28 protein-coding genes and 1 tRNA gene are annotated in these 23,180 nt (G+C 47.1%); 2 read left to right on the top strand and 27 right to left on the bottom strand.

Annotated elements, in window-relative coordinates:
- Nucleotides 1-524 precede the first annotated feature (524 nt).
- The 13 genes from M2277_RS21015 to M2277_RS20955 all read right to left on the bottom strand — a co-directional run bounded on the left by M2277_RS21015 (nt 525) and on the right by M2277_RS20955 (nt 9,959).
- Nucleotides 525-815 carry a phBC6A51 family helix-turn-helix protein gene (locus M2277_RS21015; protein ID WP_006207342.1) on the bottom strand — a complete coding sequence of 97 codons (291 nt, stop codon included), beginning with the start codon at nt 813-815 and terminating at the stop codon, nt 525-527.
- 79 nt (nt 816-894) lie between these two features.
- Nucleotides 895-2,505: a hypothetical protein gene (locus tag M2277_RS21010; RefSeq protein ID WP_280755479.1), complete on the bottom strand. Its 1,611-nt coding sequence runs from the start codon at nt 2,503-2,505 to the stop codon at nt 895-897.
- 85 nt (nt 2,506-2,590) lie between these two features.
- Entirely contained in the window at nt 2,591-2,944 is a 354-nt protein-coding gene (locus tag M2277_RS21005; RefSeq protein WP_006207344.1) for a hypothetical protein, read from the bottom strand.
- Between the two features lie 46 nt (nt 2,945-2,990).
- Nucleotides 2,991-3,407: a hypothetical protein gene (locus M2277_RS21000; RefSeq protein WP_006207345.1), complete on the bottom strand. Its 417-nt coding sequence runs from the start codon at nt 3,405-3,407 to the stop codon at nt 2,991-2,993.
- Nucleotide 3,408: 1 nt separating this feature from the next.
- Nucleotides 3,409-4,209 (bottom strand): hypothetical protein, encoded by an 801-nt coding sequence (locus tag M2277_RS20995; protein ID WP_006207346.1) that lies wholly within the window; start codon nt 4,207-4,209, stop codon nt 3,409-3,411.
- A complete protein-coding gene (locus M2277_RS20990; protein WP_006207347.1) occupies nt 4,202-4,495 on the bottom strand; it encodes a hypothetical protein in 294 nt (97 codons plus the stop codon). Before M2277_RS20990 ends, M2277_RS20995 begins: the two co-directional genes overlap by 8 nt.
- Before the next feature lie 38 nt (nt 4,496-4,533).
- Entirely contained in the window at nt 4,534-4,965 is a 432-nt protein-coding gene (locus tag M2277_RS20985) for a hypothetical protein (protein WP_006207348.1), read from the bottom strand.
- A 297-nt stretch (nt 4,966-5,262) separates the two neighbouring features.
- Nucleotides 5,263-5,484: a hypothetical protein gene (locus tag M2277_RS20980; RefSeq protein WP_138917765.1), complete on the bottom strand. Its 222-nt coding sequence runs from the start codon at nt 5,482-5,484 to the stop codon at nt 5,263-5,265.
- Nucleotides 5,485-5,732: 248 nt separating this feature from the next.
- The gene (locus M2277_RS20975) at nt 5,733-5,957 is read right to left on the bottom strand and encodes a helix-turn-helix transcriptional regulator (protein ID WP_006207349.1); all 225 of its coding nucleotides are present in this window, start codon (nt 5,955-5,957) and stop codon (nt 5,733-5,735) included.
- A gap of 73 nt (nt 5,958-6,030) precedes the next feature.
- A complete protein-coding gene (locus M2277_RS20970; RefSeq protein ID WP_006207350.1) occupies nt 6,031-6,996 on the bottom strand; it encodes a hypothetical protein in 966 nt (321 codons plus the stop codon).
- Between the two features lie 336 nt (nt 6,997-7,332).
- Nucleotides 7,333-7,881, bottom strand: coding sequence for a hypothetical protein (locus M2277_RS20965; RefSeq protein WP_040680087.1), 549 nt, complete (start codon nt 7,879-7,881; stop codon nt 7,333-7,335).
- Between the two features lie 49 nt (nt 7,882-7,930).
- Nucleotides 7,931-8,584 carry a helix-turn-helix domain-containing protein gene (locus M2277_RS20960; RefSeq protein ID WP_006207352.1) on the bottom strand — a complete coding sequence of 218 codons (654 nt, stop codon included), beginning with the start codon at nt 8,582-8,584 and terminating at the stop codon, nt 7,931-7,933.
- Nucleotides 8,585-9,503: 919 nt separating this feature from the next.
- Nucleotides 9,504-9,959: a hypothetical protein gene (locus M2277_RS20955; protein ID WP_006207354.1), complete on the bottom strand. Its 456-nt coding sequence runs from the start codon at nt 9,957-9,959 to the stop codon at nt 9,504-9,506.
- 157 nt (nt 9,960-10,116) lie between these two features.
- Between M2277_RS20955 and M2277_RS20950 the strand changes: the two genes are divergently transcribed.
- Nucleotides 10,117-10,329: a helix-turn-helix domain-containing protein gene (locus M2277_RS20950; protein ID WP_006207355.1), complete on the top strand. Its 213-nt coding sequence runs from the start codon at nt 10,117-10,119 to the stop codon at nt 10,327-10,329.
- Between the two features lie 334 nt (nt 10,330-10,663).
- On the opposite strand, the gene M2277_RS20945 is transcribed toward M2277_RS20950, so the two are convergent.
- The 8 genes from M2277_RS20945 to M2277_RS20910 all read right to left on the bottom strand — a co-directional run bounded on the left by M2277_RS20945 (nt 10,664) and on the right by M2277_RS20910 (nt 15,683).
- Nucleotides 10,664-11,575 (bottom strand): tyrosine-type recombinase/integrase, encoded by a 912-nt coding sequence (locus tag M2277_RS20945; protein WP_006207356.1) that lies wholly within the window; start codon nt 11,573-11,575, stop codon nt 10,664-10,666.
- A 247-nt stretch (nt 11,576-11,822) separates the two neighbouring features.
- Nucleotides 11,823-11,999, bottom strand: a complete 177-nt coding sequence (locus M2277_RS20940) for a hypothetical protein (protein WP_200860813.1) — start codon at nt 11,997-11,999, stop codon at nt 11,823-11,825.
- A complete protein-coding gene (locus M2277_RS20935; RefSeq protein WP_006207358.1) occupies nt 11,999-12,250 on the bottom strand; it encodes a type II toxin-antitoxin system HicB family antitoxin in 252 nt (83 codons plus the stop codon). Before M2277_RS20935 ends, M2277_RS20940 begins: the two co-directional genes overlap by 1 nt.
- Nucleotides 12,251-12,773: 523 nt before the next feature.
- A complete protein-coding gene (locus M2277_RS20930) occupies nt 12,774-13,820 on the bottom strand; it encodes a tyrosine-type recombinase/integrase (protein WP_006207361.1) in 1,047 nt (348 codons plus the stop codon).
- 154 nt (nt 13,821-13,974) lie between these two features.
- A tRNA-Ser gene (locus M2277_RS20925) sits at nt 13,975-14,065 on the bottom strand.
- A gap of 167 nt (nt 14,066-14,232) precedes the next feature.
- Entirely contained in the window at nt 14,233-14,454 is a 222-nt protein-coding gene (locus M2277_RS20920; protein ID WP_006207362.1) for a DUF951 domain-containing protein, read from the bottom strand.
- Nucleotides 14,455-14,521: 67 nt separating this feature from the next.
- Nucleotides 14,522-15,412, bottom strand: coding sequence for a mechanosensitive ion channel family protein (locus M2277_RS20915; protein ID WP_006207363.1), 891 nt, complete (start codon nt 15,410-15,412; stop codon nt 14,522-14,524).
- 16 nt (nt 15,413-15,428) lie between these two features.
- Entirely contained in the window at nt 15,429-15,683 is a 255-nt protein-coding gene (locus tag M2277_RS20910; RefSeq protein ID WP_006207364.1) for a putative Se/S carrier protein, read from the bottom strand.
- A gap of 272 nt (nt 15,684-15,955) precedes the next feature.
- On the opposite strand from M2277_RS20910, the gene yyaC reads away from it, so the two are divergent.
- A complete protein-coding gene (gene yyaC / locus M2277_RS20905; RefSeq protein ID WP_036640550.1) occupies nt 15,956-16,561 on the top strand; it encodes a spore protease YyaC in 606 nt (201 codons plus the stop codon).
- Here the strand turns inward: yyaC and M2277_RS20900 are convergent.
- From M2277_RS20900 to rsmG, 6 genes are all read right to left on the bottom strand, one after another.
- Entirely contained in the window at nt 16,536-17,036 is a 501-nt protein-coding gene (locus tag M2277_RS20900) for a DUF4446 family protein (protein ID WP_006207368.1), read from the bottom strand. The two genes, yyaC and M2277_RS20900, sit on opposite strands and share 26 nt — an antisense overlap.
- Nucleotides 17,037-17,074: 38 nt before the next feature.
- Nucleotides 17,075-18,223 carry an aminotransferase class V-fold PLP-dependent enzyme gene (locus M2277_RS20895; RefSeq protein ID WP_006207369.1) on the bottom strand — a complete coding sequence of 383 codons (1,149 nt, stop codon included), beginning with the start codon at nt 18,221-18,223 and terminating at the stop codon, nt 17,075-17,077.
- Between the two features lie 243 nt (nt 18,224-18,466).
- Nucleotides 18,467-19,306, bottom strand: a complete 840-nt coding sequence (locus tag M2277_RS20890; RefSeq protein ID WP_006207370.1) for a ParB/RepB/Spo0J family partition protein — start codon at nt 19,304-19,306, stop codon at nt 18,467-18,469.
- Complete coding sequence (locus M2277_RS20885) at nt 19,299-20,060, bottom strand: ParA family protein (RefSeq protein WP_006207371.1); 762 nt, start codon at nt 20,058-20,060, stop codon at nt 19,299-19,301. The genes M2277_RS20890 and M2277_RS20885 overlap by 8 nt, the downstream gene beginning before the upstream one ends.
- 285 nt (nt 20,061-20,345) lie before the next feature.
- Nucleotides 20,346-21,164 (bottom strand): nucleoid occlusion protein, encoded by an 819-nt coding sequence (noc, locus tag M2277_RS20880; RefSeq protein WP_006207372.1) that lies wholly within the window; start codon nt 21,162-21,164, stop codon nt 20,346-20,348.
- 1,293 nt (nt 21,165-22,457) lie between these two features.
- Nucleotides 22,458-23,180: a 16S rRNA (guanine(527)-N(7))-methyltransferase RsmG gene (gene rsmG / locus M2277_RS20875; protein ID WP_006207373.1), complete on the bottom strand. Its 723-nt coding sequence runs from the start codon at nt 23,178-23,180 to the stop codon at nt 22,458-22,460.

Raw genomic sequence — 23,180 nt, 5'->3', positions numbered from 1 at the left:
CTATTTCCCTACTCTAAATATAATAACATTTCCATACTTACCCAAACACCATGAGTTTAAAATTTTACGCGGATTCTTCGGGTATCAGATTTCGGGTTCGTTCGCGGGAGGCACACCCCGCCCTTCGCGGGATCGACCGTTATGCATTCGTTATTCATCGCGATACCTAGCTGATTGATAATCATAACGGTGTCGGCTAACGCTGTAATCCGCATGGTTACGCCATTAGTCCGATTACGTCCGATTATGCATCGTATTCAAACCGTTTATACACCGATTTAGCGCATAAATATGCGGTTGGACCCCCCTGAAATTTTCGAGGGCACGTCCGTCCCAGGCATGCGGCGGATAAATTCGCTAGTAGTCGTACGTAGTCGGCTACGGAAAATTTCCGAAAAGTGTAGTTTTGTAACAGGTTAATCGCGCTAGAATTACCGCCGAATCGACGGTTATTCCTCGTAAATACAGCCGTTTTTAGCCATTCCGCAGACATTTCGGATAATCCGACTAAATTGTCGTTTTTGTTACAGCCATCCCGAAACAACAAAGAATCGCTCCACCTGCGCAGGCGTATCGAGTTCCCATCGGGTCTTTCTGCGAGGATGTCTAGCGCGTACCTTCCGCATAATGGCTTTGTGTAATTCCTTGTCGAAGTCCTCACGTTGGCGCCAACGGTATAACGTCATGCGGCTAATCCCGAGAATATACGCTATGTCTTCGTGATTACGCGATGGTACATCCGATAATAACTCGATTGCGGCATAGTGGCGCTCATTTAGCGGCAGCCTACGTGAACGGCGTTTCTTCTTCGCCATACTAGCGTACCTCCTTCGTAAATAAAAAAGGCGGAACCACTAGCGCAGTGTTAAACGCCAATGATTCCGCAAGTGTTAATTATCTCGCCATCGCATACGCCAGTTGCCGCGCTATCTTTTGTATGTCGGCTTCCTCGCGTACATGGAACGTATTTCCGGTAATAACTACGCTGCCTGAACCGCCGTCACCATAATTAGCGCCACTCTCGCCCCTCCAACGCTTGGCCTCTTCGCGAGTCAACACGGCCTCACCGGAGTGCAACGATGCAGTATATCCGTTGTATGGGACGTGGAGGAGTCCGCCGTTATGGCCGCGTAAATGTCCGACTAGGGTGTCAACCTGCGATTCCGTTATCTTCGTCGTGTTCGGCACTACTGGCGCGTTACTGCCTCCGCCGATAACCTTCGAACTATAGATCGAGTCCGGATTACTCTTCACGCTCTCCCACACGCTTGAACTATAGCCCATCGCGGCCAACGCTGCGCCACCGCCGACTACGTACGGATTGATCGCTAATGCCGCGACTTTGCCGCCCTTACCTCCGCCACCACCGAGGAACTTCGCCGCAGCACCACCGCCAAGTAACGCTGGAGGCGACGCACTTAATGCGGCTCCGAGCGTGTTCGTGAGATCCGTTGCGATCGCCTGAACCTTTGCGCGACCCTCAGTGTTGTACCATGCTGTAAAGTCATCCCACAGAGTGTTAAAGATGTATTTTATTTTGGCTTGGATGTCGGGCAGCCGCTGGAACTCCGGATTATTGATGAAGTTGGTATTGAGGTAATCTGTTGCCTTCCGTACCATATTCACGGCACCTGAAACGAATCCAGAGAACACATCAGAACCCCACGCTTTGAGTTTTTCGAAGTCGGCGCTATCCAGCCATTTATTGAAATCACGAAGCAACGGCGCAATCTTATCGAGTCCACGCGTCCCCATTTCTCTCAGCGACGTGGTTATCCGCCCTATTGCCTTGTTGTATTGGCCGAGTGAAGTCTTGGATTGCGCTTCGATCAACTCATTACTTGCGCCCATCTTCTCAAATAACTTATCGAGTTCTCGGAGCTGATCCGCGATATCTAAATTCTTGATATCGTTCAATACTTTTCTAGGCATTTCGAATCGCTCCACTAGACTTTGGGAATCTCCGGATAGCATCTCACGGATCGCTAGTGAACTTCCTTCCATTCCCTGTAGGGGATCAAGCGCGGCCAAACGTTCCATAAGGTTCGTTGCCTTCTTAAGCTGCTCAACGTCTTTGGTAAGTGGGATAACACTTCTACCCCCAGTGATAAAGTCGCTTAATTCGAGCGAGGATATATCCGCGCGTTCTTGAAGAAAGGCAAGGTATTCTCCAGCCTGCTTCGTATAATCTTTGCCAAACATCGCATCAAACGAAACTTTGTTCATTTCGTAATTAGCTGCCGCCCCTATCGTCTTGCTAAACAACCCTTGGACTGCCTGCACTCCGAGATAAGCCGTACCAAGCGCGGCCACCTGACGAATAAGTCCGCCTGTCTGACGCGTAGCCGTTCCGAGTGCGCGGCTTGTTCCTCCGAGCGAGTTACGGAATCGCCCGAGCGCGGATTCTGACTGACTAGCGGCGGCCGCAAACCGTCCTTGCGCGTCACGTAACCGGCCTGACGAGTCGGTATAAAGATCCGTTGCCCTCTTAGCCCGATCCGTCATCCTCCGTAACTGGTCGGTTTCCCTGCGCACCTTATCCAGCGTTCGAGACGCACCATCATCGGTAATCTTGATGCGCCCCAATAAATCAAATGCCATCGTCAGTCACCACCCTTTCGCTAATCCTGGCGTGAACCTTCAAGCCGTGATCCACGACCCGCCCGAACTCCGCCATCTTCCGTCTGAACTTGCGCGAATCCTTCGGCAGCTCGTCCAGTTCCGTAGTTACATCGCTAAACCGGCGCATGTGCTGGCCGTAGTCGCGGAAATCCCGGTCTTTAGACTTACGCAGTATGTTAGCGGTGCGGACCCATTGTTTATATTCCGCTGGAAAATCCGCTTTGAACCGGTACTCGCCTGGCCGCCGCCATTCCGTTATCTGCGCGATTAGGCGTGCGGCAGGTTCGAGCGCTGATAGTGCGTCTATCTCTGTTTCGTACATGTCAATTCCCCCTTAAATTAAAACGAGACCCCGATAAGGGCCTCCGTTATCTTCTTATTCTTCCGCTTGCTTTAAGTCGTTCGATTGTTTGCTTAGCCTTGGCCGCATAGTCAATCTGCTTCGGCATTTGTCTAAATCCGTTATTAAGGTTTGGGTCAGCCCCGTGTACACTCAATTGCTGCAGTTGCTTAACACGGACCAGGACCGGCAAGTCATCGCCAAACTCCGATATTGCGGCCAGGATGTCCCGTTCGTTATCCGCATCAATGTGCTCGATAGCATAGTCGATTTCCTCCGGTTTCAATCCGAGCTTAGCGAGTGTCTGGCGCTTAATTGCGGTTGTTAACTCGTCAATCCTACCGGTCAAAGCGTCGATATCCGATTCGGCTGGCGGCTGTTCCTCGCCTTCTATTTCCTCCGCGAATAGCTGCAGGTTCAGCGGTAGCCTGAAACGTTTCCCCATATTACTCACCGTCCTTTAGCGAGCGCATAGCGGCCTCATATTCGCGGTCCGATCTGTACTGACCAAATACCTCTGACGCAAGATAACCCGGCTGGTACGTACGGTGTCTCATCTTAAGGAGACGGTACGGTGTATCCGGTGCGCCGTCTCTTTGAATCGTGGTCAGCATCTTGTATTCTAACGTGGAACTGTTATCACGAAGTGCCGGCAACAAGGAACGGAATATCCCCGCAGTCTTACCGCTAACAGATCCGGACGAGTTAACGGTTGCCGGCGCATACTTTTCGATCTCGTCAAACCTACGCATTAACTCAGCCTTTGTAGCCGCGGGCATGGTAGGCAGTTGGGCACGGATCATCTCCGCGACATCCTCCGCCTTGCCTGTTCGAACTTGCAGGAGAACGCCGTCAACAAACGCCTGTGCTTCCGGAGTGGACGCTTCTGCCTTAAATGCGTTTTGTGCCGCAACAACTGTCAGCGCTTTGAGTTCCGTTTCGTAGTCCTTTTTTAGCTGCTCGACCTTCTCGTCAAGAGCTTCGCGCGCTTTAAGTACGGAGTATTGCCGCTCATGCGCACTCATGACGGCGTTCTTATCGGTACGGTCGGCGTGTTCCTTGTACATCTCAACCGCGCGCTCAATATTCCTCTTTATGTTATCCAGCGTTGGGAAATCCGCCTTAACTGCGATTCCTCGCGCTACTAACTCCTGAGCCTTGTCCGCATCAACTGCGTACGCCTTTCCTTCTAAGCGTCTTGTCTGGTCGTGGTCTACGTGATCTTGAAGCATGTAAACGTTATTCATATACTGTTTCCTCCTCGTATTGTGTTGCGTTGAATGCCTGCCAATCCACGTAGGGCGAACCGTTGGAATCGATGATACAGGTGGCGTCTTCGCCGATCATTTCCCAGGCAAGAGCTACCGCCTCAGAAAGCGAGAAGTTAATGGCCTCTTCCGGTTTTACGTTGGCGTATTCACGTTCGAATCGCGTCGGATCTTCGTCAATAAAGACGGTGGTGTCCGTCGCGTACTCGCAGAATCCAATCTCATAAACCCGATGGAACACGTAGTAATCTGCCGGCTTAGTCATTAGTTTCTACCTCCGTTTTTTATGTTTTGCGGTAACCATCATTGGCGCGAACTTGCGTATGAACTCCTCGGAGACCGCCTCGCCGTAATGAATCGTATACTCGGCTCCGTCTTCGTCTCGCAAGGTGACAAGTCTTCGGTAATACTCGATGGGTTCGATTGATACGACCCGTATTTGCTTAGCCACTGACTGCCGCCTCCTCCGAAAATGTCCAGCGATTCAATAATGCCGCCGCGCACCATAGCCTGTCCGACTCCGTACGTCTTCTTAGGCGAGGTTTCTTTGCAGAACTCGATCGTAAGTTTCTCGATTAGCCGGCATCGTTTAACGTCATCCAGTTCGCGCCAAGTTTCGATATTGATCCGGCCGCCGACGAACCTAATCAACTCGTCATATAACTCCGGCACCTCGTCCACAGGAAATGGCTCGAATTTAATCGGCCAACGTGCGCCGTATTCAACGCTAATCATCTCAATCGCTCCTTTTCGCAACTTGAGTATCTAAGAATCTGCAGCGAATGCTTTCCGCGCCGCGCCAAACCTTGCAACGAAAATCCGCCTTATTCATCGCTTGAAGCAAAACGCAGCCGCAATCGCTTCGAAAATAAGGACAGTAATGCTTTGCGTCGGCTTGTTTGTCATTCATGTTCCACCTCTCTTTCTAACGCTTTAGATGTCGTTTTTCAGCTTTCCGGTATAAACACCCTACCTCGTTAAATTGACGCCCGAGAACCCGCATCACTACGCGGGTTTTTACGTCCTAAAACGTTAGGTTCTGGCCGTCCAATATCGATTCCTAGCCCGATCAGCTGCGCCTTGTTTCCGTCTGACCTCGCGACACTCTCCGCAATACTTCGTACGGTTCGACGTCTTAACGATCGGAGTTGAACAGCGCTCGCAAGTCGCCGAGTTCTCTTCGCGGTTAAAGTAGCGCGATTCTAATTCGGGATCTGTCGGCAGCACAGCGCGTTCAAATTCCAGGCACTGCATGTCACCGGCCTCGATGAACGGTAGCGCCTGCGGATCTTCGCGAAACCATTGGCAACGTGACTGGCCGTTGGGTTCGTATCGGCATCCGGAGGTACCTGTGAAGGCTGCGCAGTGATTGCGGGCGAGTGTTTGGATTCTTTTTAAAATTTGGTCCCCCAAGTCTTGACCCCCGTTTGATTTCGTTGTAAAATTAAATTGGGATATTTTAAACTTTTTCAAATATGAGTGCGAAAAATAAAAGAGACGCTTTAAAGCGCTAGTTTTTTCGAATCTCTCGCGCGCTCGATCGCTTGAATAACATCTGGACCTGTTCCAAATGCTTGAGCGATCCGAACCTGTAATTCTTCTGTAACGGTCCTTCGACCGCTTTCCACTAAAGAAATTAGCGCCGGACTGACACGAAGTTTTTCGGCAAATTCAACCTGAGTCATGTCAGCATTGATTCTAACCGCCATTACACCCAACCCATCCATTTTACATTCCCCTCTCTTATTTAAATTTCTTACATGCTAGTCAAATAAAAGACGCAGGAACATCCGTTCCCAACTATAAGGATAAATGTCCGAGGTGTCGACAACTCTTCCACTCTTCTGTTAGAGGCTGGTTGCGAAGATTATATGTTACTACCTCGCCGGCTAGTTCCTTCCCTTCCTTCTGTGAACGCCAACGTTTATGATTGTTCGGGTAATACTGACGGTCGGAGTCCATCGTCACATTCGTAGGTTTACGTTTACCTCGTTCTTGTTTAATCCTGGCCCGATCTGCAGCTTCTATCACATCCCCGCGGACAGACTCTCCACGCGTTGTTATTTCGTACATTTCTACCGGAGAGTAGAACGGATATTCCTGCGCCTGCCGTTCGCGATTTCGCTTGAGTCTATCGTCATCGTTTCGTTCAATTCGTTTACGAATGGCGTCCTTTTTAAGCCGGCATTTTTCTCCGCAAACCAATGCATTAATAGCTGGCGATGTGTCAATAAATTCACAACGGCAGGTTTCGCAAACCTTCAAACGGTGGCTCTCCCGTTCTGACAACCCTCCCCCAATGCATTCAAGGTAATAGGCGTAATCCATGTACCTCCGCGCACCTGCGTCCAACGGTGGGTACTCTTCGTCCTCACCAGCTTCTATCCTGGCCTTATCGCGCAGTGACAGCCCCTTTGAATGATCTTCCGCCAATAAATAATCCGTAAGCAGTTCAAGCGATTGGCAGGCGTTAAGTGTGCGTAGCTTTGGACAGCGAGCTGGCTTTCCGAATTCAGTAACGTAACCGTCCGGTTGTGTCTCCCGAAAGTACCGATCGGAGATATCTGCCATATCCGCGACAATGTCTGTCCGGTCCGTTTGCGAGGTTCTCGCGTATAATCGGTAGTGCTTTCGTTTTGTATTCGGCAATGCAGCGCGGACTTCCGCCGGCATCATAGACGCGTGTAGTGCCGTGAAATGCTCACGATGGCGACGAAACACCTCTTCTCGTGTTATTTGCAGTGCGGCTGGCGCTGATGTAGACATGGACGGTTCCTCCTCCGATTTCGACGCGACGGCTGGGCATATTTTCTTCTTCGAATAATCTTCATCGCAAAGGTATATGTTTTATATACTTCTATCGCGATATTCTTTTGACTTGTGATATAAAGGTTTAACTCGTATATATTCGCTAGGAACGAAGTGACGACGCGTGAGGAATAGTGTTCTTCTATTCCGAAACCGGTGTTTAAGGTTTTCTTATTCCGTTCTATTCCGTTAAGGCGCGGTATTATTTGTTTCTCTTTTACACCTTTCTCTTTTACACCTTTCTCTTTTTACCGTGTGTCCAGCGCATACTATGCATAGTGTGTCCTGTGCATACTAACCGTCGTGTGTCCTGCGCGACTTTCCTCTTTTTCTCCGTCCATATACGGAGTAATCCGGCTTAATAATCTCGCCATCCTCGTTAACGATATATCCATCATCCGTTACTCGCGGACAGTAAGACGGAAAATACCATTTAAAGCGCTTCGTCCCTTCGTAGTGTGACGCGATCCGGATTATACCGTTCGTCTCTAGTATGTCTGCCAGTAGCTTAACTCGCGTTCGATCGATTCGAAGCGACGATATGAGTGCTTCGTAGGATAGGAAACACGCGCCGAACCGGTCATTATATGTGCCGTCCGCCCGCAAGTGGTTACCGTCAATATACGATTGAAGCGTGAAATAGAACGCTACTATATCGCGAATCTCCGGTTTCCGACCCTTGTCCGCATACACAACGTCATATGCTTCGTTTATAATACGTGGGAATACTTTACGGACCAACTCGCGGTTATAAACCTCGAAACCTTGCGGATTGTCTAATAACGTTGTCTTATCGTTGGGTAGCGGCTTTCTAACGGTTGCTGTTTCGGGCAAACCAATCATCTCCTTTGCGTATAGTAGGGCGCCGAGGATGACGCCCCTCTTTCCTGAATTAATAAGTGAATTGTTCGAAATTGGCTGAGCCACTTTTTAACTCTTCCATATGATGCTGCGACCCGTCTGGATTACGAACAATCTTACACAATGTCCACTTAAAATCCCCAGTCGAGAACTTGAAATCCCATTTTCCGATCACAAACTCCTCTCCACCTGCGTCGATGCGAATCCGCTTATAGTCGTAATCCCACACTTCATGCTCACGTCCCATTACATGCATTGAGAATTTTAGAATTTCTTCAGGTATCTCAAATTCGAGCTCTTCATCCTCGTCATAATAAATATCTCTCCCCTCAGCCATAAGCCTCGACTCTAATTCATGAATAGTCATCATCATTCCATAAGACCTCTCGATCACATTAGCATTTCGAACTGGCTGCCCTTTTTCAAATCTGCTTAACGTACTCGTAGAAAATCCAATCTGCCGTGCTGCACTTGCTAAAGAAATCCCCCGCTCAATTCGAGCCGCGCGCAAGTCGTTTCCTACTTCCGCCCATTCTTCTTCGTTTTCTGCGATGAATTTTTCTCTTAATTCTTCCTTCCAGTCGGTTGCACTGTTCTGTTCCGAAAGTACAGTATCAATCAACTGAGGCTCGGCCTCCACCTTTTCCGCTTTTCCTTGGCCCCCGTTAATTACGTATAATTTCATTGTTCATCGTCTCCCTTTTCGTTTAATTTTTGGTTGTACTGTATTTGTCGTAAAATTCTTCGCTGATATCGTATTATCTACGCGACATTTAGCATCTGCACACTTTTTGCGTAAAATATTTCCGCGCTTACACTTACCTAGACAGACGCCGATCGGAAACCGTACAGGCCGTCGCTAAATATTTCCGCGTACACTGAATGCGATCCGCACAACTCAGCGAAATTTATTTCCGCTTTCGTACGTTATGACACCGCGATCGGCTGGACCGTACACTTTAGCGTGAAATATTTCCGCCTACACTATCTTCAACAACATTCGGAGGCGATTCGCACATTTGTCTACTAAAATATAAGGACAAATTTTTTTGAAAATGGGACAAAAACCTGAAACCAAACGTATGTTCCCTCGTATTACATAAACAAAAGCGGACGAAGGATTCCGTTTCCCTCATCCGCAATTGTCTCAACGGCCAGCCTGTCGCCGTGATTACGCGATACTTTCCGGGAGGCCTGCATGCCTCATATCGCGCGTTTTTGATCGATCGCCAGCGATGTTTGGCGCCATCCTGACGATTAAAACTTCGGATCAACGGTGTTAGCGCACCGCCGACTGTCACGTTTGGAGCCGCGACTACACAACTACCGGTTGCCGCCGGTATGTACCGAACTCCCCTCCGCTTATCAGCCGTTCGCGCGGCCGGCATCATCGGGGAGCGAAATCATAACGAAAATTCAACGTCGACGCCGGTATCAAGAACGTCGCGGCAAAGGAATTGCAATGCGCTGGTACTCTCGAGCCTAACGCGGATCTCCGGAATAGAGTCGAGGGTCACGACAGCACCTCCCGTAAAATAAGTCCGATAGCCCAAACGAGGCCTTTGATAATCGTACGTTGTGCGCGGCGGCTTGTCCTGCGTGTTCTAGGCGGATAATATTGCGTTGCTTGCGGCATTACTTACGACCTCCTTCCGGATAAAGCCGAGTTCGCCGAGCTGCGCGCCGGTCACGTCCATGCAACCGTCAGTCGCCCGTTCATGTGCGCCAGTAATGCGGCGGAAGGCGGCCGGCACAATTGCGATAGTCTGACCGAGGTGAAACGCGTTGACTATGTAGTTCGTGGCGCAAGGACGCCCGTAGATGTCGTAGCCGAGTTCGACTGTATAGCGGATTTGGTGGCGGTCCTTCTCCATAATCTCCGCGACGATGCCGAGTGCTTCGAGCTGGCGGTCCGTGGCTTCGACGGTACCTCTGGTTACTTGGCGATTCATGCGTGGGAATACTGCGTAAAAAAGGCGGAACGGGACATAGCTGCGTTTACCGTTTAGTGTGACGCTGTAAAAGCCGCGGCGGGCGGTGCGTTCGAATGCGATATTCATAATGAAACCTCCTAATTGAATATGTTGAAACCCTCTGATAAAATGAACGTAATACTTAGTATACATATGAACTTGTCAACTAGTTTACTTGTTATCTAGTATACTATACGACAACCATTTGTCAACTAGTTTACTAATTTAATTTGGAGGAATATTTGTGATTCGATTTTCTTTGGATAAATTAATGGAAAAGCGTAATTTGACTCAAAAAGATATAGTAGAAATCTCGGGGATTAGTCGGAATACGGTTAAAGCCTTGGCTACAAACGCAAACGCGCGAATAGACTTTCCGACACTGAACGCACTCTGCCGCGGGCTTGGCGTGTTACCTGGCGACCTTATCGAATACATAGAGGATGAGAAGCAATGAAGAATTTATGGGGAACTGTAGCGGCAATTATCGTTGTTGTCATAATATTAAGTGCAATTGCTGCCGGCATATACTTCTTCGGCATAGGATCATCGCCACAATGAGTACAGAACGCGAATTACGGCAACTTTATCAAGACGTCCATTTCTTCGGCACCCTTATCGGAAACGCTCATTTCCGTTTGGGAGGAAGATTCGGCCGGAGTCTATGCGGAAGTCGAACGAGGATTTATCGAACGGTATACGGCCGATTACGTGCGCGTACGGAACGTTGAGACCGGTAACAGGAAACGAAGAAAGACCGCAATCCTTTAACGGATTAACGGTCTTTCTTGCTATATCAATTTATTTAGTGGGCTCGCTTTAATATGATCCCTCTTTAAATCCTCATCTGCTAGGGCGACATACCGCTTAGTCATCGATATATCTACGTGGCCTAAAGTCTTTTGCAGACTAAACGCTGATGCCCCATTGCGAAGAAATTCGAGCGCAAACGCATGTCTAAGGGCATATGGCGTGATATGTACGCCGACCTGCTTACTGTGGCGCTCAAGTCTGTCGCCCCACGTATGCCTGTTCAAGACATTGCCAGTCTCTGTACTAAATACCGGAACCTTATTCGCCCACGATCGGGGCCTCATATCTATTAACCGTTTTAGAGCGTCAACAGTAACGGGTGAAATATTAAGAGTACGTGAAACACGTGTCTTTGCTGCGCCATCAGGTATCCGAACCCAGCCGGATATGAGATTAAAATCGTTTGGTTGAAGCGCCAGTGCTTCCGAGGGCCGGATACCAGTGTCTAGCGTAAAAATTATGAGAGTATAATCGCGCATACCAACGAAGGTCGATTGGTCGGGTACTCTAATCAGTTCCTGCAAAGTTTCTATGCTAATCGCTACAATCCGCGACCCCTCCTTACGCTTTTTGATCTTGGTAAGTGGATTCTTTTTGAGATGTCCTTCTTCCACGCACCACTTGAAGAACGTCCGTAAGTAGGTCAAACGACTATTGAAAGTTGCTGGCGCTATTCCCTCTTGGTTTAAATGATCGATAACTGCCTCTTCCAACTTATAATAAGACCCCCACGCATCCGGAAATCTTTTAAATAGTAAATTGACAGTACGTATGTAGTCCTTGTGTGTTGTTTTAGCAATACCGTTAAGCAACTTAAATCTTAGAAACTCCTCTAATATATCCTCCCAATGTCGACTGGTCATCTGTGATGTTCTTTGAATTCTAGACATTATAATTCTCCTTGAAGTTTTTCTTGTAATATTACCAAAGACTAATGCTGACGAACAAATGTACGCGATTATTAGCGAAACATTCAGCGCGAAATTAGGCGCTCTAACTATCGAACGTATATTAACTCTCAGCACATAATAGAACGGCTAATTCAACGCTCATATTCGGTAACACGTACGCAAAAAAGCGCCCACTACGAAGTGTATACGATTCTATACGTATCAACTCCGCCGTGGGCGCAATTATTTATTCTTTTTCGCTGTCCATATATCCGCTACCATCTGCCGGATTGCTCACGATACCTAAAACGACCAGCACGCCAAGCACCGCGTTAACGGCGCCTACAACTCCGTCATACTGCTCCGGTGTAATCGTAAAGCCGAAGATACCGCCTGAATCGATTACCGCTAAATCTTGCTTCATCAACGGTTTATTGGATTTACTTCGATAAAGACAACCTTCTGATCGGCGCCAACGACGACGTTCGCCGCACGACTTGGCGCAGGTATCTCGTCGCCGTCCGTCTCCATTCCATAGAGATGCAGCGCGAGACAATCCTTCGCCATGTATAGCGCCTCTTCGTCGGTGTCTCCACAAGTTAATGCGCCCGGGAGATCCGGAAATTCTACGGAGATGCCGTCGTCTGCGTAGGTGAATATTGCGGGATACTTCATCGCTTATCACTCCCATGAAGAGTATTATTCATACGTATTAAAATAAACAGAAACAAATTGTGTTGTGTCGTTACTTTGACAGGTGTAAAATATAATTGACGATATCTGATTATCGTTACTCCGTTATCTCCTGAAAAACAAACTGTGAGGTAGGGGTAATAGAATGTTCTTAATTGAGTAGCCCAGGAACTCCGCCAAGAGATGGGCTACTCTTATTTTTTCGTTAATGCAATTAAATCAATAATAACACCGAATAACACCACTACGAATGTCATTGCTGTAAATATCAAGGATAATAAATTCTTGTTCAAGGAATCACCACCCTGGCCACTTACCTCACAAAATATATTCTACCACATTGTGGATAGTGTGCCTTCGCTAAAAGAATTGCTCGATTAAGTATATTTTCTTTTAAATTTCCCTGCCTTCCAGGACAATTGATCGTCGGATAGAAAGAACGGGTCCAGTATAGCATAGCCGCTATCGCGCTTCTGGACGCGAACAATACCTCCGGATGGCTTCGTCATGATTGCGGACCTTTCTTGCGGCTTGTGAGGCGTGTTAATGGACTAAACCGCTTATGTTCTTCCGCCAGGCTGCCCTCGCTAATCTGAACGTATTTACGCGTTGTAGCAATGTCTGCGTGGCCCATGAGCTTCTGCAGGTGGAATACCGACATTCCGTTCTCGGCGGCCATCGTGGCAAAATTATGTCTCAGTACATGGGGCGATACGTTGCGCCCTAGCTTCGCCTTCTCTGCATATTTATCGAATGACTTCTGGATCGTCTTCTCGCTCAATTGTTCACCGTAGTTTGTTGTAAATACATATGTGGTATCAAAATTCCTTTCCGTTTCCGCAATAAGTTGCTTTAATAGGCGCGCTGTCTCTGTCGATAGGGGTAACATTCTCGATTTACGGTTCTTGTTCTTCGATGCTGGCAACGTAATCGACTTTTTAACGAAATCAATTTCCATTTTCTCTAACGCACATATTTCACCGAGTCTCAAGCCTGTATCCAGGATTAGCGTCATAATAACGTAATCCCTCCATTGCGCCCATTGGCGTTGGTCCGGCGACTTCATAAAGCGCCTGAGCTCCTCGTCACTTAGCGGCATAATCGTATCGATATCCTGACGTAATAGGGAGACGTTAACGGCTGGATTCCGATCGATAACCTCCTCCTCATGCAATACCGCAAAGAATGTCTTAAACACGCGGATGCGGACGTTTACTGATGCCGGCGACAGCCCGAGCTTTCCCTTCTCATATTCCGCCTTAAACGGATGGCCTGCGTAGTATTCCTTATCCGTCGCGCACCATAAAACATACTCGCGCAATAGATCGGCCGTCACTTCGCGGATAGTGATTTCGCCGTACCTCTCCGTAATCCATTCAATAAAATAGTTCATATTCTGTATGTAGCCGCTAATCGTTCGCTCCTTTAGATTGTTGGCGCGCTTAATCTTAACGACAAACTCTACGGCCTCCTGCAGTGAATACGAAGGCAGAGCTACATTAGCGATCGGTTCCCTCGCTCCTGCAGTTTTACGACCGGTTCTTTTATCCATAACGAAAAATACCCCCTACGCGATATCACGTAGAGAGTATTCCGGAATCAATAAGGCGCTTCATAATCAGCTAGCGCCATAACGTATGTATTTCGAACAGCTTGCGCATCACATACCGTATTGGAAACCGCGTAATGGCGGGTATAAACGATGGTGGCGGAAAGGGTGGGATTCGAACCCACGCACGCCTTGCGACGCCTAACTGATTTCGAGTCAGCCCCCTTGGGCCTCTTGGGTACCTTTCCACAGCAAGATTGATTATAGCATGGAAACGTTGTCTCGTCAACAGCTTGTCTGTTCTCTGACCTACCTTAGACACAGTGACCGAAGCTGGAGTTCAAATCCAAATATCCATTCCCTAGATCCCTTGCTTCGCATACAGCTGCTTGGGATACCTCCTCGGGAGGAGATATTACGGAGTATCCCCTGCCCCTTCGGAATCCTGTGCCGAACGTAAAACCTTCTTCAGGTTCTTCTCGAACTTTCCTCTGGGTATCAGCACACTATGCTGGCACTTGGTACACTTGATCCGAATGTCCATCCCCATGCGAATAATCTCCATCTCATTATTCCCACAAGGATGAGGTTTCTTCATCTGAACGATATCCCCTAACTGAAATACCTTGCGTTCCATGGTTTCCGCTCCCTTGGTTTCATCTCTTTCATCTTATCTATTATATATCATTAGATAACGAAATTGATCAACCCTGAGCACGTTCTTGTCCCATCTCCCGTGCTTCGATCGCCTGTTTGATATCGGTGAAAATCTGACGCTCCACAGCTTCCCTTGCATTGGGATTACATTCCGCTACAATTCGAACGACATATTCCGATGTGTTCAAGGTTTGAATTCCAAGCACATCCGGTGTCCGCTGCACCTCAGGGCGACGTTCCGTGATACCCTCAAGCGCCGTTTGAATAAGTGTAACCGTATCTTTAAGCTGCTGATCATTCTTAACCGGCAAATCCACAATTGCAAGCGAATTGGACAGCGAGTAGTTCGTGACACTCGTAATCATCCCGTTCGGAATAATATATGTTTCTCCGTTCAATCCTCTTACACGCGATGTGCGGAGTCCAATCATCTCTACTGTTCCCCGGTATTCACCACTCTTAATCACATCGCCTACAGCAAACTGATCCTCAAATATAATGAAGAACCCGGTAATCACGTCCTTAACCAAACTTTGTGCCCCAAAACCTATGGCCAGGCCAAGGACCCCGGCACCGGCTAACAATGGCCCTAACTTAAAGTTGAACTCCGAGAGAATGATTAGAATCATAACAAAATTACATACGACGGAAGTTACATTTTTTAACAGCTCTCCCACTGTAACAAATCGTCGTGAATTAACTTGAATCCGACTCTTCTCCTGCTTCAACAGGAATTGATCAATCATTTTATACACAACCCGAATAACAAGACGTGTCAGAATAAAAATGATAATGACCCGAATGCCCGATGTCAGTATATTCATCCACATCGCTTCATCGGTAAAAAATCCAACGATTTGATTTTTCAAGTCCACTGCTCCCTCACCAACGTTTTGTAAACTACCTGTCTCCCCGGTCAGATAACCCAAGCTCCTCAAGCCTGATGTCCTCCCCTTATTCTTCGATGCCTATATACCTCATGTTGTTATCAAGTGCAAATATGCCCCGGATCTCCACATGCTCCTGTAGGATGATCTCTTGAACATCTTTTAACGCACCTGGCGGGAATTGAATCGATAATGCACAGCCTGCCGTAATCTCTTTCGGTGTAGGAAAGAGATCGATTTCGATATCCGCATACTCCAGCAGCATCTCCGCACGCAGCGCCTGCTGGGTGGAATCAAATGCGATTAGCATCGCGCCCTCCACTGTTCCATCCTCCTCCATTATGCCTATCGTTTCTATTAATATGCTTATTTAACATCATGACCTAATAATAAGAGTTTTATATAAACTGTTAAAAAGTTCAGCTTATTCATATAAACCCGTATAAAGCCGTAAAGACTGGCTCATCCTCTTTCTTTAAGCTAGGAAGCTGTCTGAAATGAACACCAAATCACATTTTAAGCAAATCCCAAAGTATAAAAACGGTCTTTCATCCATATACTGATACTACCAAATGCAGACGAAAGGAAGATTCTATGAACCGTCTATCTAAAATCACGTCTCGCCCGGAGGCTTCAAGCTTAAAAATACCACATACGGACCCTAACATCCATTCTGCTATTATACATCGCCTGCTCTTCCATCTTTCTGACGCTCGTATTCAGCATCGTCCGCTTGTCATTGTCTGCATCGGTACCGATCGCTCTACGGGTGATTGCCTGGGCCCTCTGGTTGGCACGTCTCTTGCCCGTTATAACAGCCCCCTGTTCCATCTCTATGGAACACTGGACGAGCCTGTCCACGCTATGAATCTTAAGGATACCCTGACTGCTATTCATGAAAAATATGATAACCCCTTTGTGATCGGAATTGATGCCTGTCTGGGTCAATCATCAAGTGTAGGCTCTATTCAGGTATCCGACGGACCTCTCAAGCCTGGAGCCGGTGTACATAAAGAATTACCGCCGGTCGGCGATATCCATGTAACGGGTATCGTCAATGTCGGCGGCTTTATGGAGTACTTTGTATTGCAGAACACACGCTTGAGCTTGGTCATGCGGTTATCTGATATCATTGCAACCTGTCTTTTTGCCGGTATCAAAGAGTGGAACCGCTCTACCCTTCTTGCAGCGCAAGAGTAACGGCCTCTTTTTCCTCCGGAGACAATGGGTATTTAGACTGTCCATCCTTCAATGGTTTAGCGTACACATAGGAGCTCTCCCGGTTATGCAGGCCGGTCAGAACAATCCCTTCCTCTTGTTCACTGAGAATAGCCAGGGAGAAGCTCATTTCGTTCCCTCGTTCACCAAATGCATTGTATCGGACGATGCCCACCTTGGACTTCATCCCTTTTATGCTGCTGCTGATCGTATCCAGCATTTTTTGGTGACTGGCATGTCCCTCTTCAATTTCATCCATTTGAATTTTCAACTGGACCAACAGGCTTTCAATATCCTCTACCCCGCTGCCTGCCATCATCGCATCGTATCGACGCCTCATTTTTCGCAGTTTTGCCCCTTGAACCATTATCGTTATCCATAAGATCAAGATGATCATGATCATTCCGACGACAAACCAATGAAGCTGCTCCATGATCAATTCATTTAATTCAGACATGCTTTCTTCCTTCCTCTTCTCCATCTTGATCTAATCGTTTAACTGTGAATTTCTGCAATAGCTCTTCTCATCAGATCAATCTCATCACGGCGTGTGGAAATACCTACACTGGCTCTGACTGCACCGGTCTTTTCCGTTCCCGATGCCATATGTGCAAGCGGTGTGCAATGATAACCGGCACGCACGGCAATCCCATACTCCCGGTCCAGTCGAAACGCAAGCTCCGATGCACTGTACCTTTCTGAAACAAACGCTACAATGCCCGTTCGCGCTTTTCCTAAAGCTGGTCCGAGTAAGCGAAGATCTCTTACCTCTTGCAGACCCTCCATCATATATTGCGTTAACTCCCATTCATGCCGGTAGATATGCTGCGGCGTCCATTCCAGCACCTTCTCCACTCCTGCTTGCAACCCTGCATATCCCACCGTATTAGGTGTTCCTGCCTCATATCGATCCGGACGCACCGTCGGCTGCTCAATCGCTTCCGATTGGCTTCCTGTACCTCCATGCATTAAGGGTTCCAGATCAATATTTGGTGAGATATACAACCCGCCCGTTCCTTGTGGCCCAAGAAGCCCTTTATGCCCCGGAAAAGCCAGCATACCAATATGCATGTCCTCCACGTTGATATCCAGCATACCCGCACTCTGAGCGGCATCTACGAGCAGTACAGCACCTTTCCTCTTCACTATGTCTCCCAGTTCATAGAGAGGAACAATAGAGCCGAGCAAATTGGAACTGTGACTGCATACAACCAACCTGGTATTTGAACGAAACGCACCCTCAATTAGTTGCAAATCCAGGTGACCTTCCTCATCCACGGGGACATAATCCACTTGTATTCCTCGTGTGCGTTTTAAATATTCCAAAGGTCTTCGCACCGAATTGTGTTCAATCATCGTAGCAATCACATGATCTCCTTCATGCAAATATCCTTTGATTGCTAAATTCAGCGCTTCGGTTGTATTCGAGGTTAGTGCGATATCATTAGGGTTCTTCACCCCGAAGATATTCGCAAGTGTCTTCCGAGTCCCGTATAGCACACGGGAAGCTTTCACGGCCATCCGGTGACTGCCCCGTCCCGGATTAGCTGCAGCGTCTTCCATCGCCTTCCTCATGGCCTCAAACACCTCAGGAGGTTTGGGCCATGAAGTAGCCGCATGATCCAGATAAACGATCGGGTCCATGATGTTTCCCCTTCATCTCTTCTATAATGGATGCCTTATAATACATGGTCAAACATCGACACATTGTAGTACACTCACATCCCTGTCACCATGCACATTCAGTTAAATAAAGACATATCTCATTCCCATACAGGAACGTCGACATGTCTTTGGTTTTTAATCACTCTGGTTTGCTTTTCAATCCGTCACACTATAACCTATCCCACTCGTGCTAGAGCCCTCTTCACTAACAACCTTCATCTATTATTGAAGGAGCTCCAGCAGTCGTTCCAGATCCTGTCTACTATAGTAGTTAAGCTCAATCTTCCCTTTGTCTTTATTGTGCTTAATTTTCACCGTTGTTTTAAATCGCTCTCTCAAATCCTCTTCCAGATGGTCAATATAAGGATCTCGCTTTTTCACTTTCGCCTTCGCTTTGTCGGCAGGCTTGCGATCCAAATTCTTAACCGCTTCCTCTAGTTCACGAACGCTCCACTCTTGTTCCACACATTGCTTCGCTAATTGTTTAACAAGGATCGGATCCTTAATTCCAACGATCGCTCGAGCATGACCCATGGATAATGTTCCACGTGAAACATTTTCCTTCACTTCTTCCGGTAGAGATAGCAACCGTAAAAAGTTAGCGATGTGAGAGCGAGACTTACCCACCTTCAGAGACAGTTCTTCCTGCGTTAAGGAAAATTGTTCCATTAGTCCCTGGTAGGCCACCGCAATTTCCATGGCATTCAGATTCTCACGCTGCAAGTTCTCAATAAGGGCAATTTCCATTACCTGTTGATCGCTAAAAGAACGAACCACCGCTGGAACTGTAGCTTTTCCACAATACTGAGACGCCCGGAATCTGCGCTCCCCGGCAATAATCTCATACCCTTTCAGCACACTCCGAACGATAATCGGCTGAATTACGCCATGCTGACGAATCGACTCTGCCAGCTCCTGGATCGCTTCATCGTTAAATGTCTTGCGCGGCTGATACGGGTTCGCTCGCAATTGACTGAGCGGAATTTCCACTACCTTGTCATCATCATGAATAGACAAAGAAGGAATAAGCGCATCCAGCCCTTTTCCCAAACGTTTACTCATACGAGATCACTTCCTTTGCCAGCTCCAAGTATACTTCCGCTCCCTTTGAACGGGGATCATAGGTGATGATCGACTGTCCATGAGACGGCGCCTCACTCAAACGAACATTTCTCGGAATAATCGTTCTGTACACTTTTTCCTGAAAATACTTCTTCACTTCTTCAATCACCTGAATGCCCAGGTTGGTGCGCGCGTCCAGCATGGTTAACAATACACCCTCAATCTTGAGGGATGTATTCAGATGTTTCTGAACTAGACGTACCGTATTCAGCAGCTGACTCAAACCTTCCAGAGCGTAATACTCGCATTGAATCGGAATGATAACGGAATCGGCCGCAGTCAAAGAATTGATTGTTAGAATGCCTAGCGACGGAGGACAATCTATCAAAATATAATCATACTGGGGCTTGATTAATTGAAGTGATTTTTTCAAACGCACTTCACGGGAGATCGTAGGAACAAGCTCAATCTCAGCACCAGCCAGTTGAATGGTAGCCGGAATGATGTCCAGACCTTCTATGTTTGTCCCACAGATGGCGTCTTTCGGGTGTACTTCGTTGATGATAATATCATAAATGCAGTTTGCAACATCGGCTTTATTAATGCCAACCCCACTCGTTGTGTTTCCTTGGGGGTCTATATCCACCAAAAGCACCCGTTTGCCTAGCGAAGCCAATCCAGCTCCCAGATTGACGGAAGTCGTCGTTTTGCCGACACCGCCCTTTTGATTTGCTATGGCAATTATCTTTGACACTCATTTCACCTCAATGTAGGAAGACTCTTCTAAGTAGTCGCAATAGATGTATACAGCAAATTAGCTGTACATAAAATATGTGAACAATCCCCATGTACCGGAATGCTCCAGGATATAGCGCCGATGAGCAACAATATTAATCACGTGTTTCTCATCTGTAAGTAAGAATAAACCTATATGACTCTGCCTGCCGAAGAGAGTTAAGAGAATTTCAATTGAATGAGGTATCTCCCCTCCTCGGTCAACAGAAAAAGCGGTACGATGTATACCGCTTCACACCATATCTTAACGTTTAGGTATTTTTATAACGATTTCATAATGATCTTCATGATCATTCTCTGTTGTTTTGATAGCCATTCCGGAACCTGAGACCATGTCAATCGATTGACGAATCGTGTTCAGGGCCAAACGAACATCCTTACTGTAGGATATGCGCTTGGATTTCTTCATCGTAGTTACTTCTTTATAGAAGGCGATACGAGCCTCCGTCTGTTTCACATTCAGCTCTTTGGTTATGATTTCATCCAGCACCTTGAGCTGGGTTTCTTCATTATCCAATGAAAGCAATGCACGAGCATGGCGTTCCGTCACTTTACGTTCCATCAGTGCAAGCTTGACTGCTTCCGGTAGCTGCAGCAGACGGATCTTGTTGGCAATGGTCGATTGGCTCTTGCCTAATCGCTGTGCCAGGCTTTCCTGTGTTAATTGGTGAAGATCTATCAGCTTTTGATAAGCAACAGCTTCTTCAATCGAAGTCAGTCCTTCACGCTGCAAATTCTCGATTAACGCAATCGATGCCGCCTGTGAATCATTGAACTCCCGAACAATGGCCGGAATCGTGTCCAGACCCAGCTTCTTAACCGCACGCCAGCGGCGTTCCCCTGCAATGATCTCATACACGCCATTACGGACACGAACGACGATAGGCTGGATGACTCCATGGGTTTTAATCGTCTGGAGCAGCTCATCAATCTTATCATCATCAAAAATCGTCCGTGGCTGGTATGGGCTGCTGACAATCTCGTTTACCGGGATCTGCTTCACTTCATCCCCTTGGTTCCGTTCTGCCGCTAAGCCAAACAATCTCGAAAATTGTTCTTTCATTCCGTATATTACCACCTAATTTCATGATAGCACGGATGAGCCTCCGGAAAATCCCGGAATCGGTATAAGCGATTGGACAACCACAATGTGAGGTAACTCCTTATGAATCCAGCGCCCATTTTAGATATAGCAATTTCCAAGCTGTCATGGTGCTAGATTCCACTGTGGAGCCAGGCATTTCCCTGCAAAAACAAATTTCATGCTGATTAGAGAATAAGCCCTAATGGCGAGACCGCATTTCTCTGATCAAACCCCGCTGCATGAAGCGGTTGCTTCTTGAGAGATATATCAGGAGGCCATATCATGATGTTGTCTAACTTTCGATATCTCACAAGTTGTATATATTAGTTCTACTTCGTAAGAGACCACTGTCCCCTTGGGTGACATGGAACTTCCAAATAACAGCAGTCGCAAGTTCTCTAATCAAGACTGCACGAAGCAAGGATGGAAAAGTGACCAAACCAGGATTTATACTCTTTCATCCCATCAAAGAACGGGCAGAATCGCCCACCTGCTCAAATGGATACTACGATTCTATTCTACCACTTTTTGTCCTATAACTCTATTCTCCAATATCACCTTTTTTCCTGCATTTCTCGCTTGGTTTATACATGATTTGTGCACAGTTCCAAACTTTTGACTTCCAAAATAAGAATGGTAGATAAATCTACACTCCTATGATGCTTCATGGGATATGAGTTGTCAGAATGATTGTGGGATATACCAATAGAATTACGTCTTAATCTGTATCTGTACCCCGGAATGGACCCACCCAGGTTCAAAATTTCGGAGAAAACACTATCAGGTAATGTTTGCGAGTCCAGCAATCCTCTAACCTGATTTTGTTCTTGCAATGGTAGTAAAGAGGCCTTCATTCAAGTATCAGCAACTGTGTAAAAAAGAGACTGTTTTAATTTATAAATCTTCTGGGATGTTTCACGTGAAACATTCTCTTATTTTAACGTATATATCCATAGGCACAATTCCATCCTATCCAAGATTCAACCGGAATAGAAATACGAATGTCATCATGATACTCAGCCTATCGTAAGAGCAAACAACATTCATTACTCCCATTTCAAAAAAATGAAGCTGCCTTTTACACAAATCCAATACCTCACACAAAAGCCTACTAGCAAATTCGTAATCTCATGCTTTTAAGAAGCTCTGATAGAAAGCTATCGCTCGAGTTTCTCACCCTTATGGAGGCAACCCTACCCCTACTCATAAAAAAAGAAGGACTCCATCGAGTCCTTCTCTACTATGACTTCCCTTCTAAAGAAGAGAAGTAGATTATATAATTGGTGTTTTCGCTGCCGTACCTGCCTTGCGAGGATATTTGGAAGGTGTGGCACCCTTTTTATCGATGACCACAATGTGCCGATCAGACTCCTCTACAGGCAAGGAGAACGAATGCACCTTGTTCAGCGCCCCTCTGAGCTCTTTCAGGCTTCTAGCAGACTCCTTCACCTCTTCAGCAGGGTCACTGCCCTTCATCGCCGCAAAACGTCCTCCTACCTTGGTGAAAGGCAAGCAGAACTCATTCAGCACAGCCATTCTGGCTACCGCTCTTGCCGTCACCAGGTCGAAGCCATCACGGTACCCCTGCTTGCGGGCAACTTCCTCCGCACGACCATGGATCAGTTCAACGCTGGATAGACCAAGGGTGTCCACAACAAACTTAAGGAACGTAATTCGTTTGTTCAGTGAATCTACTATCGTCAGCTTAATATGCGGAAAGCATATTTTCAGAGGGATACCCGGGAAGCCAGCTCCTGATCCGATATCCGCCATACTGCCAATCTTGCTCATATCCACATAAAAGGCAAGCGTTACCGAATCGTAAAAATGCTTCGTATAAACCTGCTCCCGCTCCGTAATCCCCGTCAAATTCATTTTTTCATTCCACTCTACCAGTACTTCATAATACATCTCGAACTGCTGAAGCTGTTTCTCATCTATCGTGATCCCGTGCTCTCCGAGCCGGTCAACAAAAGCTTTCTGAATGTTGTCCAT

Origin of the sequence: Paenibacillus sp. LBL (assembly GCF_029893715.1) — a bacterium.
In the GTDB taxonomy this organism is placed as follows: domain Bacteria; phylum Bacillota; class Bacilli; order Paenibacillales; family Paenibacillaceae; genus Paenibacillus_AQ; species Paenibacillus_AQ glucanolyticus.
This window is presented reverse-complemented; position numbering and strand designations above follow the sequence as displayed.